This is a genomic window from Pseudomonas sp. LG1E9 (genome assembly GCF_003290225.1).
GTDB lineage: Bacteria > Pseudomonadota > Gammaproteobacteria > Pseudomonadales > Pseudomonadaceae > Aquipseudomonas > Aquipseudomonas cyclaminis.
Window position 1 is genome coordinate 2417143 of the sequence record NZ_CP029983.1, and the last position, 17789, is coordinate 2434931.

14 protein-coding genes and 1 pseudogene are annotated in these 17789 nt (G+C 59.3%); 10 read left to right on the plus strand and 5 right to left on the minus strand.

Translation table 11 applies throughout. The features are described from left to right. Positions 1-11 precede the first annotated feature (11 nt). Positions 12-185 (minus strand): PA1571 family protein, encoded by a 174-nt coding sequence (locus DNK50_RS28925; protein WP_032888780.1) that lies wholly within the window; start codon positions 183-185, stop codon positions 12-14. A 236-nt stretch (positions 186-421) separates the two neighbouring features. Here DNK50_RS28925 and DNK50_RS11420 point away from each other — a divergent pair, with 236 nt between their 5' ends. Then, positions 422-2197, plus strand: a complete 1776-nt coding sequence (locus DNK50_RS11420; RefSeq protein WP_162633372.1) for an ABC transporter transmembrane domain-containing protein — start codon at positions 422-424, stop codon at positions 2195-2197. A gap of 63 nt (positions 2198-2260) precedes the next feature. After that, positions 2261-3028, plus strand: a pseudogene (locus tag DNK50_RS11425) (Fic family protein); the annotation flags it as partial. A 65-nt stretch (positions 3029-3093) separates the two neighbouring features. On the opposite strand, the gene DNK50_RS11430 reads toward DNK50_RS11425, so the two are convergent. Then, positions 3094-5022, minus strand: coding sequence for a transglycosylase SLT domain-containing protein (locus DNK50_RS11430; protein WP_112194083.1), 1929 nt, complete (start codon positions 5020-5022; stop codon positions 3094-3096). Positions 5023-5235: 213 nt separating this feature from the next. Here DNK50_RS11430 and DNK50_RS11435 point away from each other — a divergent pair, with 213 nt between their 5' ends. Next, a complete protein-coding gene (locus DNK50_RS11435; RefSeq protein ID WP_099587438.1) occupies positions 5236-7155 on the plus strand; it encodes an ATP-binding cassette domain-containing protein in 1920 nt (639 codons plus the stop codon). Between the two features lie 182 nt (positions 7156-7337). Here DNK50_RS11435 and DNK50_RS11440 read toward each other — a convergent pair whose 3' ends face one another. Beyond that, positions 7338-7778 carry a universal stress protein gene (locus DNK50_RS11440; protein WP_099587437.1) on the minus strand — a complete coding sequence of 147 codons (441 nt, stop codon included), beginning with the start codon at positions 7776-7778 and terminating at the stop codon, positions 7338-7340. A 105-nt stretch (positions 7779-7883) separates the two neighbouring features. On the opposite strand from DNK50_RS11440, the gene DNK50_RS11445 reads away from it, so the two are divergent. The 7 genes from DNK50_RS11445 to DNK50_RS11480 all read left to right on the plus strand — a co-directional run bounded on the left by DNK50_RS11445 (position 7884) and on the right by DNK50_RS11480 (position 16348). Then, a complete protein-coding gene (locus DNK50_RS11445; RefSeq protein WP_112194085.1) occupies positions 7884-8321 on the plus strand; it encodes a hypothetical protein in 438 nt (145 codons plus the stop codon). A 482-nt stretch (positions 8322-8803) separates the two neighbouring features. Continuing rightward, entirely contained in the window at positions 8804-10951 is a 2148-nt protein-coding gene (fadB, locus tag DNK50_RS11455; protein WP_112194089.1) for a fatty acid oxidation complex subunit alpha FadB, read from the plus strand. Between the two features lie 29 nt (positions 10952-10980). Beyond that, the gene (fadA, locus tag DNK50_RS11460; protein WP_112194091.1) at positions 10981-12156 is read left to right on the plus strand and encodes an acetyl-CoA C-acyltransferase FadA; all 1176 of its coding nucleotides are present in this window, start codon (positions 10981-10983) and stop codon (positions 12154-12156) included. A gap of 97 nt (positions 12157-12253) precedes the next feature. Next, positions 12254-12490: a DUF1653 domain-containing protein gene (locus DNK50_RS11465; protein ID WP_112194093.1), complete on the plus strand. Its 237-nt coding sequence runs from the start codon at positions 12254-12256 to the stop codon at positions 12488-12490. A gap of 114 nt (positions 12491-12604) precedes the next feature. Then, positions 12605-15226: a type I DNA topoisomerase gene (topA, locus tag DNK50_RS11470; protein ID WP_095184112.1), complete on the plus strand. Its 2622-nt coding sequence runs from the start codon at positions 12605-12607 to the stop codon at positions 15224-15226. 248 nt (positions 15227-15474) lie between these two features. Further along, positions 15475-15996 (plus strand): DUF6586 family protein, encoded by a 522-nt coding sequence (locus DNK50_RS11475; RefSeq protein WP_099587431.1) that lies wholly within the window; start codon positions 15475-15477, stop codon positions 15994-15996. Between the two features lie 118 nt (positions 15997-16114). Then, positions 16115-16348 carry a hypothetical protein gene (locus tag DNK50_RS11480; protein WP_032889274.1) on the plus strand — a complete coding sequence of 78 codons (234 nt, stop codon included), beginning with the start codon at positions 16115-16117 and terminating at the stop codon, positions 16346-16348. 107 nt (positions 16349-16455) lie between these two features. On the opposite strand, the gene sulA is transcribed toward DNK50_RS11480, so the two are convergent. Then, the gene (gene sulA / locus DNK50_RS11485) at positions 16456-16929 is read right to left on the minus strand and encodes an SOS-induced cell division inhibitor SulA (RefSeq protein ID WP_099587430.1); all 474 of its coding nucleotides are present in this window, start codon (positions 16927-16929) and stop codon (positions 16456-16458) included. Positions 16930-16939: 10 nt separating this feature from the next. Continuing rightward, positions 16940-17548, minus strand: coding sequence for a transcriptional repressor LexA (gene lexA / locus DNK50_RS11490; RefSeq protein WP_017137423.1), 609 nt, complete (start codon positions 17546-17548; stop codon positions 16940-16942). Positions 17549-17789: the final 241 nt, after the last annotated feature.

The following is a 17789-nucleotide window of genomic DNA, read 5'->3' on the forward strand; positions in this document are numbered from 1 at the left end:
GCTTGGGCGTTTCAGCCTTGCTGGGCAGGCTTGACCAGTTTTTCTTCCAGTTCGCGGCACGCTTGCTGGATCATCTCTTCGGTGATCTGAACCTCATGGCCTTGGGCGTCGATGACGGAGCAAGGCAACTGCTGGGGTTGGCGGATCACTTCAATCTTGGCATCGCTACTGTTTTGCAAGGTCATGGCCTGTCTCCTCATCAGGTTGTGTACCTACTTTGAACCCCCCGCGTGACCGCGCTGTGACAACTCCCTGCACGACCACCGGTTCGAACATCCAGTCCACCAGAAACCGCTGTCGATTTCCAGCCGGGTGTTAGACCGATAGCCTCTAGGGGCCAGCATCGGCGGGCATAATTAACCTGACTCATTGTTATTTACCCAAGTTCCCCCAATGTTGAGGTATAGACCCCTCATCGGTAATGCCCTCCATGTTCTCAGTCCGTCAACGCCGCGCAATTCGCCTGGCCAGCCGCTTTATCGCGCCCTATCGCTGGCAGGCGCTGGGCGCCCTGTTGGCGCTGATCGTCACCGCCGGCATCACCTTGTCCATGGGGCAGGGCATCCGCCTGCTGGTGGACCAGGGTTTCATGACCCAGTCGCCGCACCTGCTCAACCAGTCCATCGGCCTGTTCATGATCCTGGTGCTGGGCCTGGCGGTGGGTACTTTTGCACGGTTTTACCTGGTGTCCTGGATTGGCGAGCGGGTGGTGGCGGATATTCGTCGGCAGGTGTTCAACCACCTCATCTACTTGCACCCCGGCTTCTACGAGAACAACCGCAGCTCCGAAATCCAGTCGCGGCTGACCACCGACACCACCTTGTTGCAATCGGTGATCGGCTCGTCGCTGTCGCTGTTCCTGCGCAATGCCTTGATGGTCATCGGCGGCATTGTGCTGCTGTTCGTCACCAACCCCAAGCTCACCAGTATCGTGGTGGTGGCGCTGCCGCTGGTGCTGGCACCGATCCTGATTTTCGGTCGCCGCGTGCGTAGCCTGTCGCGCCTGAGCCAGGACCGGATCGCCGATGTGGGCAGTTATGTGTCCGAAACCCTCGGCCAGATCAAGACCGTGCAGGCCTACAACCACCAGGTCCAGGACGAACAACGCTTTGCCGTGACCGTCGAAGAAGCCTTTGCCACGGCGCGTAAACGTATTGCCCAGCGGGCCTGGCTGATCACCTTGGTGATCATGCTGGTGCTCGGTGCCGTGGGCGTGATGCTGTGGGTGGGCGGCATGGACGTGATCAGTGGGCGTATTTCCGGCGGCGAACTGGCGGCGTTTGTGTTCTACAGCCTGATCGTCGGCAGCGCCGTCGGCACCCTGAGCGAAGTGCTCGGTGAGCTGCAACGTGCCGCCGGTGCAGCCGAGCGCATTGGTGAGCTGTTGCAGTCGACTAACGAAATCCAGGCGCCGGCCGCAGGCACGGTGCAGTTGCCGGCGCGGGTCAGTGGGCGTATGGAGCTGCAGGACTTGCGTTTTTCCTACCCGTCACGACCCGACAGCTACGCCATCGACGGCTTGAATCTGACGATCAACCCCGGCGAAACCCTGGCCTTGGTCGGGCCCTCCGGCGCGGGCAAGTCGACCATTTTCGACCTTCTGCTGCGTTTCTACGACCCCCAGCACGGCCGCATACTGCTCGAAGGTCACCCGCTGACCGAACTCGACCCCCTGGATCTGCGCCGCCATTTCGCCTTGGTGTCCCAGAGCCCGGCGCTGTTTTTCGGCAGCGTCGAAGAAAACATCCGCTACGGCAACCCGAGCGCGACCCGCGAGCAGGTCGAAGCCGCTGCGCGCATCGCCCACGCCCATGATTTCATCCTGCAAATGCCGAACGGCTACCAGACTCACCTGGGCGACGGTGGCCAGGGCCTCTCCGGCGGCCAGCGCCAGCGCCTGGCCATCGCCCGCGCCTTGTTGGTGGACGCACCGATCCTGCTGCTGGACGAAGCCACCAGCGCCCTCGATGCCCAGAGTGAACACCTGATCCAGCAAGCCTTGCCGCAACTGATGCAAGGGCGCACCACGCTGGTGATCGCCCATCGCCTGGCCACGGTGAAGAATGCTGATCGGATCGCCGTGATGGACCAGGGCAAGCTGGTGGCGGTGGGCACGCATCAGCAGCTGATTGCGAGCAATCCGCTGTATGCGCGGTTGGCGGCGTTGCAGTTCAGTGCTGGTGGGGATATGGAATGAAGCTGCGGTGTGCTTGCTCCTTAAGGCATTATGCAATCTTTCGCTATTGATCTGGATGAGGACATGAGCCGCTATCAACCTCCGTTGACACTGACCACAAAGATGCTGGCCCTGGTGGCTGATATCAGTGAGCAGATTGGTCAGCTCTCAGTCGGTGACGACACCCGTCAGACGCCACAGCTCAGGCGGGGTAATCGAATCCGTACGATTCAGGCCTCATTGGCGATCGAGAACAATACCCTCAGCGTCGAGCAGGTGACTGCTGTTCTGGAAGGCCGACGAGTATTGGGGCTGCCTAGAGAAATCCAGGAAGTGCGTAATGCGTTTGCTGCCTACGAGGCAATGCCGCAGTGGCTGCCGAGTAATCGCGCGGATGTGTTGCAGGCTCACGAACTGCTGATGTATGGCTTGATCGACGATGCCGGACGGTTTCGGCAGGCGGGTGTTGGTATCTATCGTGGCGAGCAATTGGTACACATGGCTCCGCCCGCGAGCCGTGTAACGCATCTGGTGGATGACCTGCTCCAATGGTTGTCGGTTTCCGATTGGCACCCGTTGATCGCCAGCTGTGTATTCCATTATGAGTTTGAATTTATCCACCCTTTTGCCGATGGTAATGGGCGCATGGGACGGCTCTGGCAAACGCTGATTCTCAGCCAATGGCGTCCTGTATTGGCCTACCTGCCAGTGGAAGCGGTTATTCGTGAACAGCAGGACGCTTACTATGCCGCGCTTTCAACTGCAGACCGGCAGGCCGAGGCCACGCCCTTCGTTGAGTTCATGCTGCAGGCGTTGAGCCTGGCCTTGGCTGAAGCCGTGCAAAGCGAGCCTCGGGCAGGCTCATAAAAAATGCCCGCATTTTTCAATGCGGGCATTTTTCCTTTCCGTTTCAAGTGTTACTGATCATCAAAATACCGCTCATGCCAATCCACCAGCGGCTGTGGCGAGTTGAGCTTTTGCCCGTAGATCACTGAATAAGACAGCACGTTCTGCACGTACTGGCGGGTTTCGTCGAATGGGATGCTCTCCACCCATACATCGAAACTCAAGTGATCGGCACCGCGCAACCACTGGCGCACTCGGCCGGGGCCGGCGTTGTAGGCGGCGGAGGCGAGTACGCGGTTGCCGTTGAATTGGCTGTGCACCTGGCTCAGGTAGGCGGCGCCGAGTTGGATGTTTTTGTCGGGGTCCAACACCTGGGCCGGGGAGGCCAGGGGGATGCTGAATTTGCGCGCGGTTTCCTTGGCGGTACCGGGCATCAGTTGCATCAGGCCGCTGGCGCCAACGCCGGAGCGGGCATCGTCCATAAAGGCGCTTTCCTGGCGGGTGATGGCGAATACCCAGCTCGAATGCAGGCCACGAACCTTGGCTTCACGCACCAGGGTGTCGCGGTGGGCCATCGGGAAGCGGATGTCCAGATCGTCCCAGTACTGGGCCTGGCTGATGGTGCGGATCGCCGGGAAGTACCACTTCATGTCGTACGCCAGCTTGGCTTGGGCGACCATCTCATCGCGGTTGAAGTGGCGGCTGACGTGGTACCACTCGCGGCGACCGTCCACGATCTGCCCACGGGCGTAAAACTCCAGGGCGCGGCGTACGCCGGGGGTGTTACGGACTTTATTGACCAGCGCCTGGCTCATCACCAGCGGCTTGTTGTTCAGTTGGTACGGGGCTTTGGAGCGATCAGCCGCGAGGAATCCGTAGAAGTCCCGCTCCCGCGACAGGTTCTTGTAGAGCACCAGGGCTTGCGGGTTCTTCGGCTCGGCCAGTTCCAGGCTGCGGGCCTGCCAGTAGCGCCAGCGGTTCGTGGTGGCCAGGTCTTGTGGGAGTTTGCGCGTCAACTGGTAGGCATCTTCCCAGCGTGCCAGGCGCAACAGCAAGCGCAGGCGCCACTCGGAGACGGTGTTGTCGCGCAGCTCGGGGTCGTACTTGGTCATCACCTCAAGGGCGCGTGGGTCGAAGCGCTTGGCCAGGGTCAGGCCGATTTCGCGGGCGATCGACACTTTTTCGTCACGGGAGAAGTGCATGCTGCTGGCGTAGCCGTCGAGCAGGGCCATGGCCTTGTCCGGGTCCTGGCGGGCCAGGCGACGCAGGCCCAGGCCCACGGCGTCAGACATAGCCTCGGTGGCCGGCTGGAAGCGCGATGGATCGCTGAGCATGTCGGGCTTTTGCGCCACATCCACCATCAGGCGGCCTTGGGCGCCGAGGGTCGGCAGGGTTTTCACCAGGCTGTTGGCGAGCGCGTAGTTGCGCGCTTCGGCGGCGAGCTTGGTGCGGTCCCAGATTTTCTGTTCGGTGAGTTGGCCGTCGGCGGCCCACTGGCCAAAGGTGGCATCACAGGCGGCGGGTTGGGATTTGCCGGTCATCCACAGCTTTTCGGCGGTCTTGTAGCCTTCGGCCTTCAGGTTGTGGGTGAGCTGGTATTGGCCGTGCAGGCAGTCCAGTTCGACGAAATTGAGTTTGGGGTCGTAGTACTTTTCAAAGGTCTGCCAATCGCCACGCTCGGACAGCCAGCGTAACCAGCGCAGCTTCATCCAGTTGGCCTGGGGCAGGTCGCCGTTTTTGGCGAGAAACTGCTCGATTTCCTGATTACTCGCGGTTTTCAGGCGCGCGGTCAGCTCGTCGTAGGCCAGGTACGGCGTCAGCGGGTAGTCGGCCAGGGCCTGGCTGTATTGCATATAGGGGCCGGTATCGCCCTTGGCCAGTGCGCGCTTGGCTTCATCGTAATATTGACGTTGGGTGGTGAGGTCCACGGCCTGGGCGGATTGAACGGCGGTGGCGGAAAGAAGCAGACAAGATAAAAAGTTGAAAAGGCGACTGCGCATGAGACGTCCGTGCAGAGAAATCACGACTAGCGTCGGCACCGCCGACGCTGATTGCCCCTAGCTTAGCCTTTTGCCAGCGACCGGCGAAAGCTTTGCCGGCCGGTTCGTTCAGGTTTACCGGAAATGTCCTACAGAACGTGTCGGCCTTGAAAATGCTGGCCGCATCCCACCCTCAAGTCAGGTAGAATGCGCGCCCAGTTTTTGGAGAAGCGTATGACCCTGCTCAAATTCAGCGATGTGTCCCTTGCTTTCGGCGCTATGCCGTTGTTGGACAAGGTGTCCTGGCAGATCGCCCGTGGTGAGCGGGTGTGCATCATCGGCCGCAACGGCACCGGCAAGTCCAGCATGATGAAGCTGGTCAAAGGCGACCAGAAGCCCGATGACGGCTCTGTCTGGCGCGCCCCAGGCCTCAAGATTGGCGAATTGCCGCAAGAATTGCCGGTGGCCGACGGACGGACAGTGTTCGACGTGGTTGCCGAAGGCCTGGACGGCGTGGGCGAGTTGCTTGCGCAATACCATCACCTGGCGCAGAACTGCGTCACCGAGGAAGACCTGGACAAGCTGATGCACGTCCAGCAGGACCTCGAAGCCCGTGACGGCTGGCGCCTGCAGCAACTGGTCGACAGCACCCTGAGCCGCCTGCAACTGCCTGCCGACAAGACCCTCGCCGAACTGTCCGGCGGCTGGCGTCGCCGCGTGCTGCTGGCCCAGGCCTTGGTGTCCGAACCGGATTTGCTGCTGCTCGACGAGCCCACCAACCACCTGGACATCGGCGCCATTGCCTGGCTTGAAGAAGCCATCAAGGACTTCCAGGGCGCCGTGCTGTTCATCACGCACGACCGTGCCTTCCTGCAGAGCCTTGCCACGCGCATCCTCGAACTGGACCGTGGTGGCCTGATCGACTGGAACGGCGACTACGCCAGCTTCCTGGTGCACAAGGAAGCGGCGCTGTCGGCTGAAGAAACCGCCAACGCCCTGTTCGATAAAAAGCTGGCCCAGGAAGAAGTCTGGATCCGCCAGGGCATCAAGGCCCGCCGCACCCGTAACGAAGGCCGTGTACGCGCGCTGAAAGCCCTGCGCGTTGAGCGCAGCGAACGTCGCGAGCGTACCGGCAAGGCCAATATCCAGCTGGATACCGCCGACAAGTCGGGCAAGCAGGTGATGGTGCTGGAGAACGTCAGCTTCCATCACCCGGATGGCCCGTTCCTGATCAAGGACTTCTCCATGGTCCTGGCTCGCGGCGACCGTATCGGTCTGCTGGGCGCCAACGGTACCGGCAAGACCACCTTGCTCAAGCTGATGCTTAATGGCCTGCAACCGACCAGTGGTAAAGTCGAAGAGGGCACGCGCATCGACGTGGCCTACTTCGACCAGTTGCGCCATCAGTTGGACCTGGAAAAAACCGTGATCGACAACGTGGCGGAAGGCCGCGACTTTATCGATATCGACGGCCAGAGCCGCCATGTGTTGAGTTACCTGGGCGACTTCCTGTTCAGCCCGCAGCGTGCACGTACGCCGGTCAAAGCGTTGTCCGGTGGTGAGCGCGCACGCCTGCTGCTGGCGAAGCTGTTCAGCAAGCCGGCCAACCTGCTGGTACTCGACGAACCAACCAACGACCTCGACGTAGAAACCCTCGAACTGCTGGAAGAGGTCCTGTTGACCTTCAACGGCACCGTGCTGATGGTCAGCCACGACCGGGCATTCCTCGACAACGTGGTTACCAGCACCCTGGTCTTCGAAGGTGAAGGCAAGGTTCGCGAATACGTCGGTGGTTATCAGGACTGGCTGCGCCAGGGCGGTTCACCGCGCCTGTTGGGCGTGACCGAGAGCAAGTCCGGCAAGGCCGACTTGACCTCGGCGGTGGTAACACCGGTTGCCGCCGCGGCTCCTGCACCCGAAGCTGCGCCGGCGGCCAAGAAGAAGCTCAGCTACAAGCTGCAGCGCGAGCTGGAAGCGTTGCCGGGTGATATCGACGCCAAGGAAAAGCAGATTGCTGCTGTTGAAGCGGACATGGCTGATGCGGGTTTCTACCTGCGTCCGGCAGCGGAAACTGCCAAGGTCATTGCTTCCCTGGAGGCGCTGAACCAGGAACTGGAAGTGTTGATGGAGCGTTGGGCCGAGCTGGATGCCTGAGTGATCCGCATGCAATAAAAAACCCGGTGTTCACTAGTATGAACACCGGGTTTTTCATATGAAATGCAGTTCAAATGTGGGAGGGGGCTGGCCCCCGATGGCGGTGTATCAGTCTCCAAATGTATCAACTGACAGACTGCTATCGGGGGCAAGCCCCCTCCCACATTTGGTCCTCATTCGCCTTATGAGGTTTTTACAAGCTTCACGGCCAGCACATCGCACGGCGCGCCGTGCAGTACATCATTGGCAGTAGAACCCAGCAACAACGCCAAGCCGTGACGACCATGGCTACCCACCACGATCAAGTCGCAAGCCTTTTCCTTGGCCAGGTGATGGATTTCCTGGCGCGGTTGGCCGTATGTCAGGTGGCAGTCTTCCTTTTTCAGGTGCGGGTATTTGAGAATCAAACGATCCAGGCGCTCCTTGGCCTGGTCAAATTGTTGTTGCTGCAACTGGGAAAGGTCCATCGGCACGTCACCGCCAAAGGCCATGGCCATGGGCTCGACGATATGCACCAGCGACAGTATGGCGCCATTGGCCAATGCAGATTCCTGCGCGCGCTTGATCACTGGATCGCACTCTTCGGTCAGGTCGACAGCGACCAGAATATGTTGGTAGGGCATGAGGCGTTCCTCCAGGGGACTGCAATAAATTAAGTATGGCTGCTTTCAAGCGGATCGGGTTGTATCCGGTCAAATCCGCTCATCTAGAAATTCGGGAGTACACATATGACGGTCTGGATAGTGGTGTCAATCCTTGTGGTGGTTCTGAGCCCTTTGGCATGGCTGCGCCCGTCGCGCCATCAGAGCGGGCGGATGGCCCTGCGCATGGAGGCGCGCCGCATCGGGCTGGCCATGCAGTTGGCACCCCAGGAGTGGCCGCACTGGCTCAAACAGGAGCCGCCGAGCCCCTGCGCGCAGTACTGCCGGCCACGGCGTGGCAGCACGCCGGCCATCTGGAGCTACTTGCAATTGGAGCCGGGGATGTGGGTCAACCAGTGGCGCGAAGTCTGTGAGGACGAGAAGTTGTTGCCGTATTTTGCAACGCTGCCGGCCAACGTCTACAAAGTCGAGGCTGACAAGCAGATGATCGCCCTGTATTGGGGCGAGAAGGGCGAAGCGAGTGATCTGCTCGCCATTGATGCACTGCTCAAGGCGTTGGCATGAAAGCCAGGCAATAAAAAGCCCGACATCATCATCGGGCTGGAGTTGGCCAGGCAGGCCGGTAAATCTCTGGTTGCCGCGTCGGATGTTCATCCAGGCGCGTTACGGTTGCGGCTAGCCTAGCCGGATATCCCGTTCTGTACAGTCTTTTCCCACATCTTTCCTATAATTGATTTCGTGAATATTTGAATATTGGCGAAGCGTGGGCCTATGGTTGGGGTTCTGAAATGACTGGAAAGTCGCGTTTTTCCTAGCCTTTCGAGCGATTGACAATTGCCTGGAATTGGATGAAGGTGGCGTACCCAAATCAAACGGGCGTATGAATTGAGCGTTTGTCTGTCAGACCGCTCATACATGCATCCCGACTATCGCATTGGCGGGTGTGCCTGGCGGATTGGAGTGAGCATTGACCTAGCGGCCAGTGTCCAACCAGAGGCCAGCGTCCAATGTGTACTGTTCAGCTTCCATATCGTGGAGATCAGTTGATGATTTACGAAGGTAAAGCCATCACGGTTAAGGCTCTTGAAAGTGGCATCGTCGAATTGAAATTCGACCTCAAGGGTGAGTCCGTCAACAAGTTCAACCGTCTAACCCTGAACGAACTGCGTCAGGCCGTAGACACCATCAAAGCAGATGCTTCGGTCAAGGGCGTGATCGTTTCCAGCGGCAAGGACGTGTTTATCGTCGGCGCTGACATCACCGAATTCGTCGACAACTTCAAGCTGCCCGATGCCGAGCTGGTGGCTGGCAACCTCGAAGCCAACAAGATTTTCAGCGATTTCGAAGACCTCAACGTACCGACCGTTGCCGCGATCAATGGCATCGCGCTGGGCGGCGGCTTCGAAATGTGCCTGGCCGCAGACTTCCGCGTCATGTCGGCCACTGCCAAGATCGGCTTGCCTGAAGTCAAGCTGGGCATCTACCCAGGTTTCGGCGGCACCGTACGTCTGCCGCGCCTGATCGGGGCCGACAACGCCATCGAATGGATTGCCGCAGGCAAGGAAAACCGTGCTGAAGACGCGCTGAAAGTCGGTGCTGTCGACGCCGTGGTTGCCCCGGACAAACTGGCCGAAGCTGCACTTGACCTGATCAAGGGCGCCATCAGCGGCGAATTTGACTACAAGGCCAAGCGTCAGCCGAAGCTGGAAAAACTCAAGCTCAACGCCATCGAACAAATGATGTCGTTCGAAACCGCCAAAGGTTTCGTGGCTGGCCAGGCCGGCCCGAACTACCCGGCGCCGGTTGAAGCGATCAAGACCATCCAGAAAGCCGCGAACTTCGGTCGCGACAAGGCACTGGAAGTAGAAGCGGCAGGCTTCGTCAAACTGGCGAAAACCTCGGCGGCCCAAAGCCTGATCGGCCTGTTCCTGAATGATCAGGAACTGAAGAAAAAGGCCAAGGCCTACGACGAAATCGCCAAGGACGTGAAACAGGCCGCCGTACTCGGCGCCGGTATCATGGGCGGCGGTATCGCCTATCAGTCGGCGTCCAAAGGCACGCCGATCCTGATGAAGGACATCAACGAGCACGGTATCGAGCAAGGCCTGGCCGAAGCGGCCAAGCTGCTGGTAGGTCGCGTTGATAAAGGTCGCATGACCGCTGCAAAAATGGCCGAAGTGCTTAACGGCATTCGTCCTACGCTGTCCTACGGCGATTTCGGCCATGTCGACTTGGTAGTCGAGGCCGTTGTCGAGAACCCGAAGGTCAAGCAGGCGGTACTGGCTGAAGTTGAAAGCCACGTCAAAGACGACACGATCCTGGCGTCGAACACCTCGACCATTTCCATCTCGCTGCTGGCCAAGGCTCTTAAGCGTCCGGAAAACTTCGTCGGCATGCACTTCTTCAACCCGGTACACATGATGCCGCTGGTGGAAGTGATCCGTGGCGAGAAGTCCAGCGAACTGGCCGTTGCCACCACCGTGGCCTACGCCAAGAAAATGGGCAAGAACCCGATCGTGGTCAACGACTGCCCGGGCTTCCTGGTCAACCGCGTGCTGTTCCCGTACTTCGGCGGTTTCGCCAAGCTGGTCAGCGCCGGTGTGGACTTCGTGCGTATCGACAAAGTCATGGAAAAATTCGGCTGGCCAATGGGCCCGGCGTACCTGATGGACGTGGTCGGCATCGACACCGGCCACCACGGTCGCGACGTAATGGCTGAAGGCTTCCCGGACCGCATGAAAGACGACCGCCGCTCGGCGATCGACGCGCTGTACGAGGCCAAGCGCCTGGGCCAGAAGAATGGCAAGGGCTTCTACGCCTACGAGGCGGACAAGAAGGGCAAGCAGAAGAAAGTCGCCGATCCATCGGTGCACGAAGTGCTCGCGCCGGTCATCTACGAACAGCGTGAGGTGTCCGACGAGGACATCATCAACTGGATGATGATCGCCCTGTGCCTGGAAACCGTGCGCTGCCTGGAAGACGGCATCGTCGAGACCGCCGCCGAAGCCGATATGGGCCTGGTGTACGGTATTGGCTTCCCTCCATTCCGTGGCGGTGCGCTGCGTTACATCGACTCGATCGGTGTGGCTGAATTCGTTGCCCTGGCTGATCAATACGCTGATCTGGGCCCGCTGTACCACCCGACCGCGAAGCTGCGTGAAATGGCCAAGAATGGCCAGAGCTTCTTCGGTTAAGCGCCCAGACGACTAGAGCGAGAATATTTATGAGCTTGAATCCAAGAGACGTGGTGATTGTCGACTTCGGTCGCACGCCGATGGGCCGCTCCAAGGGCGGCATGCACCGCAACACCCGCGCTGAAGACATGTCCGCGCACCTGATCAGCAAAGTGCTGGAACGCAACGTCAAGGTCGACCCGAACGAAGTCGAGGACGTGATCTGGGGCTGCGTCAACCAGACCCTGGAGCAGGGCTGGAACATCGCGCGCATGGCCTCCTTGATGACCCAGATCCCGCACACTGCGGCGGGCCAGACCGTCAGCCGCCTGTGCGGTTCGTCGATGAGCGCGCTGCACACCGCCGCCCAGGCGATCATGACCGGCAACGGTGATGTGTTCGTGGTCGGTGGTGTGGAGCACATGGGCCACGTCAGCATGATGCACGGCGTTGATCCTAACCCGCACATGTCCCTCTACGCGGCGAAAGCCTCGGGCATGATGGGCCTCACCGCGGAAATGCTCGGCAAAATGCACGGCATCACCCGCGAAGCCCAGGACGCGTTCGGCGTACGCTCCCACCAACTCGCCCACAAGGCGACGGTGGAAGGCAAGTTCAAGGATGAAATCATCCCGATGAACGGCTACGACGAGAACGGTTTCCTGAAACTGTTCGACTACGACGAAACCATTCGTCCGGATACCACCCTGGAAAGCCTGGCAGCCTTGAAACCTGCCTTCAATCCAAAGGGCGGCACCGTGACAGCCGGCACTTCGTCGCAAATCACCGATGGTGCTTCATGCATGATCGTGATGTCGGCGCAGCGTGCCCAGGACCTGGGCATCCAGCCACTGGCGGTGATCCGTTCGATGGCCGTGGCGGGTGTGGACCCGGCAATCATGGGCTATGGTCCAGTACCGGCCACACAAAAAGCCTTGAAGCGCGCGGGCCTGACCATCTCTGATATCGACTTCTTCGAGCTCAACGAAGCTTTCGCCGCACAGGCCCTGCCAGTGCTGAAAGATTTGAAAGTACTCGACAAGATGAATGAGAAGGTTAACCTGCACGGCGGTGCGATTGCCCTGGGCCACCCATTCGGTTGCTCCGGTGCACGTATTTCCGGCACTTTGCTTAACGTGATGAAGCAAAATGGCGGCAACCTTGGGGTTGCCACCATGTGCATTGGTCTCGGCCAAGGCATTTCCACCGTCTTCGAACGCGTCTAAGCGTTGAGTTGACGGAAGCCGGGGCCCAGTGCCCCGGTTTTTGTTTTTGGGTGGTCTTGTATTTTTTTTTTAACAAATTTTGTAAGAGGGCCAGAGCATGAAAGTTGAACCAGGGCTCTACCAACATTATAAGGGGCCGCAGTACCGCGTTTTTAATGTGGCACGGCACTCTGAAACTGAAGAAGAAGTGGTGTTCTACCAAGCGCTGTATGGTGAATACGGCTTTTGGGTGCGCCCCTTGAGCATGTTCCTGGAGACCGTCGAAGTTGACGGCGAACAGGTCCCGCGCTTTGCTTTGGTCCAGGCCGAACCCAGTCTTTTTTCAGGGCAATAACGGCAGGCCGCGCAGAATGCTGCGCTTGACCTCACCTTGTTGCCACTATATATAGCGTTGCCGCGTCAGGCGCCAACTGCCTTTCACTTCTCGAATTCAGGAATTTTCCGATCCATGGGCAAATCGCTGGTCATTGTGGAATCCCCGGCTAAGGCCAAGACCATCAACAAGTACTTGGGTAACGAGTACGTGGTGAAGTCGAGTATCGGCCATATCCGAGACCTGCCCACCAGCGGTTCGGCTAGCGCCAGCAAGGAGCCTGCCGCCAAGCGCGGCAAGGCGGCTGCGGGCGAAGGCCCGGTGCTCACGCCAAAAGAGAAAGCGCGCAAGCAGCTGGTCTCGCGCATGGGTGTGGACCCGGATCATGGCTGGAAGGCCAAGTACGAAATCCTTCCGGGCAAGGAAAAGGTCATCGAAGAGCTGCGCCGGCTCGCCAAGGATGCTGACACCATCTATCTCGCAACGGACTTGGACCGCGAAGGGGAAGCCATTGCCTGGCACCTGCGGGAAGCCATTGGCGGTGACGACAGCCGCTACAAGCGTGTGGTGTTCAACGAAATCACCAAGAAAGCCATCCAGGAAGCCTTCTCCAAGCCAGGTGAACTGGATATTGACCGCGTCAACGCCCAACAGGCCCGTCGTTTCCTCGACCGCGTCGTGGGTTACATGGTCTCGCCGCTGCTGTGGGCGAAGATCGCCCGTGGCCTGTCCGCCGGCCGTGTGCAATCGGTAGCGGTCAAGCTGGTGGTGGAGCGTGAGCGCGAGATCCGTGCGTTCAACCCTGAGGAATATTGGGAAGTCCACGCCGACCTCGGTACTGCCAAGGGCAACAACGTCCGTTTTGAAGTGGCCCGCGAGAAAGGCGAAGCCTTCAAGCCGCTGAACGAAGCCCAGGCCATGGCCGCGCTGGAAAAGCTCAAGGCGTCCAGCTACAGCATCGTCAAGCGCGAAGACAAACCGACCAGCAGCAAGCCGTCGGCACCCTTCATTACTTCCACCCTGCAACAGGCCGCGAGCAACCGCCTGGGCTTTGGTGTGAAGAAAACCATGATGATGGCCCAGCGTCTGTACGAAGCCGGCTACATCACTTATATGCGTACTGACTCCACCAACCTGTCGCAAGACGCGGTGGCGATGGCGCGCACGTATATTGAAAGCGAGTTCGGCAAGAAGTACCTGCCGGAAAAGCCGAACGTCTACAGCAGCAAGGAAGGCGCCCAGGAGGCTCACGAAGCGATTCGTCCTTCCGATGCCAACACCGAGCCAAGCAAGCTGAGCGGCATGGAGCGCGACGCTGAGCGCCTCTACGAGCTGATCTGGCGCCAGTTCCTGGCCTGCCAGATGCTGCCGGCGCAATACCTGTCGACGACCGTCAGCGTGGGTGCTGGTGACTTCGAGCTGCGTGCCAAGGGCCGTATCCTCAAGTTCGACGGTTACACCCGCGTAATGCCGCAAATCGCCAAGCCGGGTGACGACGATGTGTTGCCGGACATGGCCCAGGGCGACACGTTGAAGCTGATCAAGCTCGACCCGTCCCAGCACTTCACCAAGCCGCCGGCGCGTTATTCGGAAGCCAGCCTGGTCAAGGAGATGGAAAAGCGCGGTATCGGCCGTCCTTCGACCTATGCGGCGATCATCTCGACCATCCAGGACCGTGGCTATGTGGCGCTGCATAACCGTCGTTTCTATTCGGAAAAGATGGGCGACATCGTGACTGAGCGCCTGTCCGAGAGCTTCTCCAACCTGATGGACTACGGCTTTACCGCCGGCATGGAAGAGAACCTCGATGACGTGGCCCAGGGCGAACGCGACTGGAAAAACGTACTCGACGAGTTCTACGGCGACTTCAAGAAGAAACTTGAGGTAGCTGAAAGCCCTGAGAGCGGCATGCGTGCCAACCAGCCGGTGATGACTGACATCCCGTGCCAGACCTGTGGCCGTCCGATGCAGATTCGTACCGCGTCCACCGGCGTGTTCCTCGGTTGCTCGGGCTACAGCCTGCCGCCGAAAGAGCGCTGCAAGGCCACGGTCAACCTGGTCCCTGGTGATGAAATCGCCGCCGACGACGAGGGTGAATCCGAGTCGCTGGTATTGCGTGGCAAGCACCGTTGCCCGATCTGCAGCACGGCGATGGACGCCTACCTGCTGGACGAGAAGCACAAGTTGCACATCTGCGGTAATAACCCGGATTGCAACGGCTACGAGATCGAAGAGGGCACTTACCGCATCAAGGGCTACGAAGGTCCGAGCCTGGAATGCGACAAGTGCGGCAGCGAGATGCAGCTCAAGACCGGCCGTTTCGGCAAGTTCTTCGGCTGCACCAATCCGACCTGCAAGAACACCCGCAAACTGCTGAAAAGCGGTGACGCAGCGCCGCCGAAGATGGACCCGGTGAAGATGCCTGAACTCAAGTGCGAGAAGGTCAACGACACTTATATCCTGCGTGACGGCGCCTCGGGGTTGTTCCTGGCAGCGAGCCAGTTCCCGAAAAACCGCGAGACCCGTGCGCCGCTGGTGCTGGAGATCGTGCCGCACAAGGACGAGATCGATCCTAAGTACCACTTCCTGTGTGAAGCGCCGAAGAAGGACCCGGATGGTCGTCCAGCCGTGATCCGCTACAGCCGCAAGACCAAGGAGCAGTACGTGCAGACCGAAGTGGACGGCAAGCCTACTGGCTGGAAAGCGTTCTACGACGGCGGCAAGTGGAAGGTCGAAGACAAGCGCCAGGGCGCTTGATCCGCCGAATACGCCGAAGATCCAATGTGGGAGGGGGCTTGCCCCCGATAGCGGTGCATCAGTCATACACATGTCGGCTGATAGACCTCTATCGGGAGCAAGCCCCCTCCCACATTTGCATCGGCGTGTTTGTGTAAGTGAAGTTCCTTCTCACGTAAGCAGCCGTACATGGCACTTGCAGTCGACTCGGCTGATCCGTGACACTGTTGAGCCAGCATCACGCCTATTCGTTGTGGAGATTTGCCGTCATGGCCAACGAACTCTATACCCGTACCAATCAGAAAATTTACTTCGCGGGTTTGTCCCTGGAAGCCCTTGGCCGTGCCGAGGAAGGGAAGGAGATGAATGCTATCGCGTTGGTCCAGGCGGGGCGTGAAGCAGCTTTATTTCACCTGTACGGCGCGTTGCTGGGGCTGTGTCATGAAATCGCTGGCTTCTACCGTTTGCCACAGGCCGGTTCGCCCCGTGCGGAAATGATCATGAACCGTGAAGTGCTGGAGAGCATGGCGATTCCTGAACTGTCGGAACTGGTAGAAATGGCCCAGAGCCCGGACAGCTGGGTGGCGCGCCTGCTCAAGGCCCATGCCGATATGTTCCAGCCGCCGCGTGTTCCCCACGTACCTAAGGGGGATGTGACTCAGCCGTTGATCGTGGCAATTGCGCTGGAAGAGGACGAGCCGAAGCCGCTGAGCCGGGAAGAGTTGGAAGGCTGGCGTCAGGAGCTGAAAAAGATGGCGCTGCGCTTTCGTGAAGGCCTGAACGAGTGTTGAAGCTTGGGCGGGCGCAGAAAGCACCGTTCATCAAGCTGTAAAGAAACCTCGCCAGAACCTCAACGAGGCTGGGAGGATGACTGATATAATCCCGGCCTTTGGTGGAGAACAGACTTTTATGCCGACGTCCTTTCTGGAAATTGTTGAGTTGCCTGACGGCCGAATCGAGCTGCGCCGGGCTGAGGACGAGGGTTCTCTGGTTATCCTGGATTTTTCTGAGGACGCAAAAGCGTTCCTGCAAGGCCAACATGTGGAAGTGGCAAAAGCCATGTTAAGCGTGGGCGTGCAGATGGCTGGCCGCCTGGCGGAAGGCGAACCGGAAAAAGAGGATGGTTCGCGGGTTCTCCACTGAATGTGGATTCGCTGTTGTGGTGAGCGGGCTTCTGTGGTGAGCGGGCTCACCATAATGAGCATGCTCACCACAGAAGCCCGCTCCGTTCCCTTATAAGGCCTGGCCTTTTATCCCAATCGAATATTCAAACTCTGTGCATCGCCCGTGCGTGCTGCGCTGACCAATTGCTGCTTGGCTGCCGCATTCAGCGGGTTCAGCCAGCTCACCACCGTATGACTACGACCCAGGCGTAACGCCTCACATGTCAACTGCTGCGCACTTTGCGCACCACGCGGTTGTAGCAGCAGGATACGCTCACGGTTAAGACCGGCGTCCCGTAGCCAGGCCTGGGTCAGGCTGGCGGGTGGGGCGATCAGGGTCAGCCAGCGTGCATCCTGCTCTTCGCTCAGATCACGAAGAATCGGCGCCAATAGGCTCAGGCAGCTCCCAGCCGCACCGCGCAACGACAGTTCACTGAACGCCTCGGGTTCGGCGCTCCAGGGCGCCTCGACCGTTTCCTTGAGAATGGGCGAAAGGGGTTGGGCCATAAAGGCCTCGAACAGCGACAGTTGAGTGTGTTGTGGGGTGTGTATGAGCTGCATGGTGCCTCCTCTAGCGGCGAATGACGCCGACGCTCAAGCCTTCGATCACCAGGTCCTGATCTTTCAGGTTCACTTCAATTGGAGCGAACTCAGGGTTCTCAGCCATGAGCCAGACCTTGCTGCCTTCGCGCTTGAAGCGTTTAACGGTGACTTCATCGCCGATGCGAGCGACGACGATCTGGCCATTACGGGCTTCGCGGGTGGTGTGGACGGCCAGCAGGTCGCCATCAAAGATGCCCACGTCTTTCATGCTCATGCCGTGTACCCGCAACAGGTAGTCGGCACGCGGATGGAAGAAGGTGGGGTTGATGTTGCAGGACTCCTCGACGTGCTGCTGTGCCAGGATCGGCGCACCAGCGGCAACACGGCCGATGATCGGGAGTGTCGATTCGTCGGCCTTGGCTTCGAAGCCAGGGATACGAATACCGCGCGAGGCACCGGGCGTCATCTCGATCGCGCCTTTGCGAGCGAGGGCCTTGAGGTGTTCTTCAGCGGCATTTGGGGACTTGAACCCCAGTTCCAGCGCAATTTCGGCTCGTGTCGGCGGGTAGCCGTTGTCATCGAGGCAGCGCTTGATAAAAGCCAGAATCTCAGCTTGGCGTGGCGTCAGTTTTAGCATGTTGATCGCTCTGTCTTTTTATACAGTGACTGGGATTATATACAGTGGACTGCGCTTGGCAATCATCCTTTTGTTCGCCTCCGCTGGACGGTCGTTCGCCATCCTTCCTACAGCGCAGAGATAGCGCTGCCTACAGACCCGTAAGGATGTGATTAAATAGTGATGAAATAGATGACTACCCGGCCGGAAAGCGAACCCGCAGGCTTGACAAGACACACCCTGAAACGTATGTTTCAAACAA

Excerpts from the sequence above, each read along its gene's own strand:
- DNK50_RS28925 (WP_032888780.1), bottom strand. The coding sequence starts at position 185 with ATGACCTTGCAAAACAGTAGCGATGCCAAGATTGAAGTGATCCGCCAA.
- DNK50_RS11420 (WP_162633372.1), top strand. The coding sequence starts at position 422 with ATGCCCTCCATGTTCTCAGTCCGTCAACGCCGCGCAATTCGCCTGGCC.
- DNK50_RS11430 (WP_112194083.1), bottom strand. The coding sequence starts at position 5,022 with ATGCGCAGTCGCCTTTTCAACTTTTTATCTTGTCTGCTTCTTTCCGCC.
- DNK50_RS11435 (WP_099587438.1), top strand. The coding sequence starts at position 5,236 with ATGACCCTGCTCAAATTCAGCGATGTGTCCCTTGCTTTCGGCGCTATG.
- DNK50_RS11440 (WP_099587437.1), bottom strand. The coding sequence starts at position 7,778 with ATGCCCTACCAACATATTCTGGTCGCTGTCGACCTGACCGAAGAGTGC.
- DNK50_RS11445 (WP_112194085.1), top strand. The coding sequence starts at position 7,884 with ATGACGGTCTGGATAGTGGTGTCAATCCTTGTGGTGGTTCTGAGCCCT.
- fadB (WP_112194089.1), top strand. The coding sequence starts at position 8,804 with ATGATTTACGAAGGTAAAGCCATCACGGTTAAGGCTCTTGAAAGTGGC.
- fadA (WP_112194091.1), top strand. The coding sequence starts at position 10,981 with ATGAGCTTGAATCCAAGAGACGTGGTGATTGTCGACTTCGGTCGCACG.
- DNK50_RS11465 (WP_112194093.1), top strand. The coding sequence starts at position 12,254 with ATGAAAGTTGAACCAGGGCTCTACCAACATTATAAGGGGCCGCAGTAC.
- topA (WP_095184112.1), top strand. The coding sequence starts at position 12,605 with ATGGGCAAATCGCTGGTCATTGTGGAATCCCCGGCTAAGGCCAAGACC.
- DNK50_RS11475 (WP_099587431.1), top strand. The coding sequence starts at position 15,475 with ATGGCCAACGAACTCTATACCCGTACCAATCAGAAAATTTACTTCGCG.
- DNK50_RS11480 (WP_032889274.1), top strand. The coding sequence starts at position 16,115 with ATGCCGACGTCCTTTCTGGAAATTGTTGAGTTGCCTGACGGCCGAATC.
- sulA (WP_099587430.1), bottom strand. The coding sequence starts at position 16,929 with ATGCAGCTCATACACACCCCACAACACACTCAACTGTCGCTGTTCGAG.
- lexA (WP_017137423.1), bottom strand. The coding sequence starts at position 17,548 with ATGCTAAAACTGACGCCACGCCAAGCTGAGATTCTGGCTTTTATCAAG.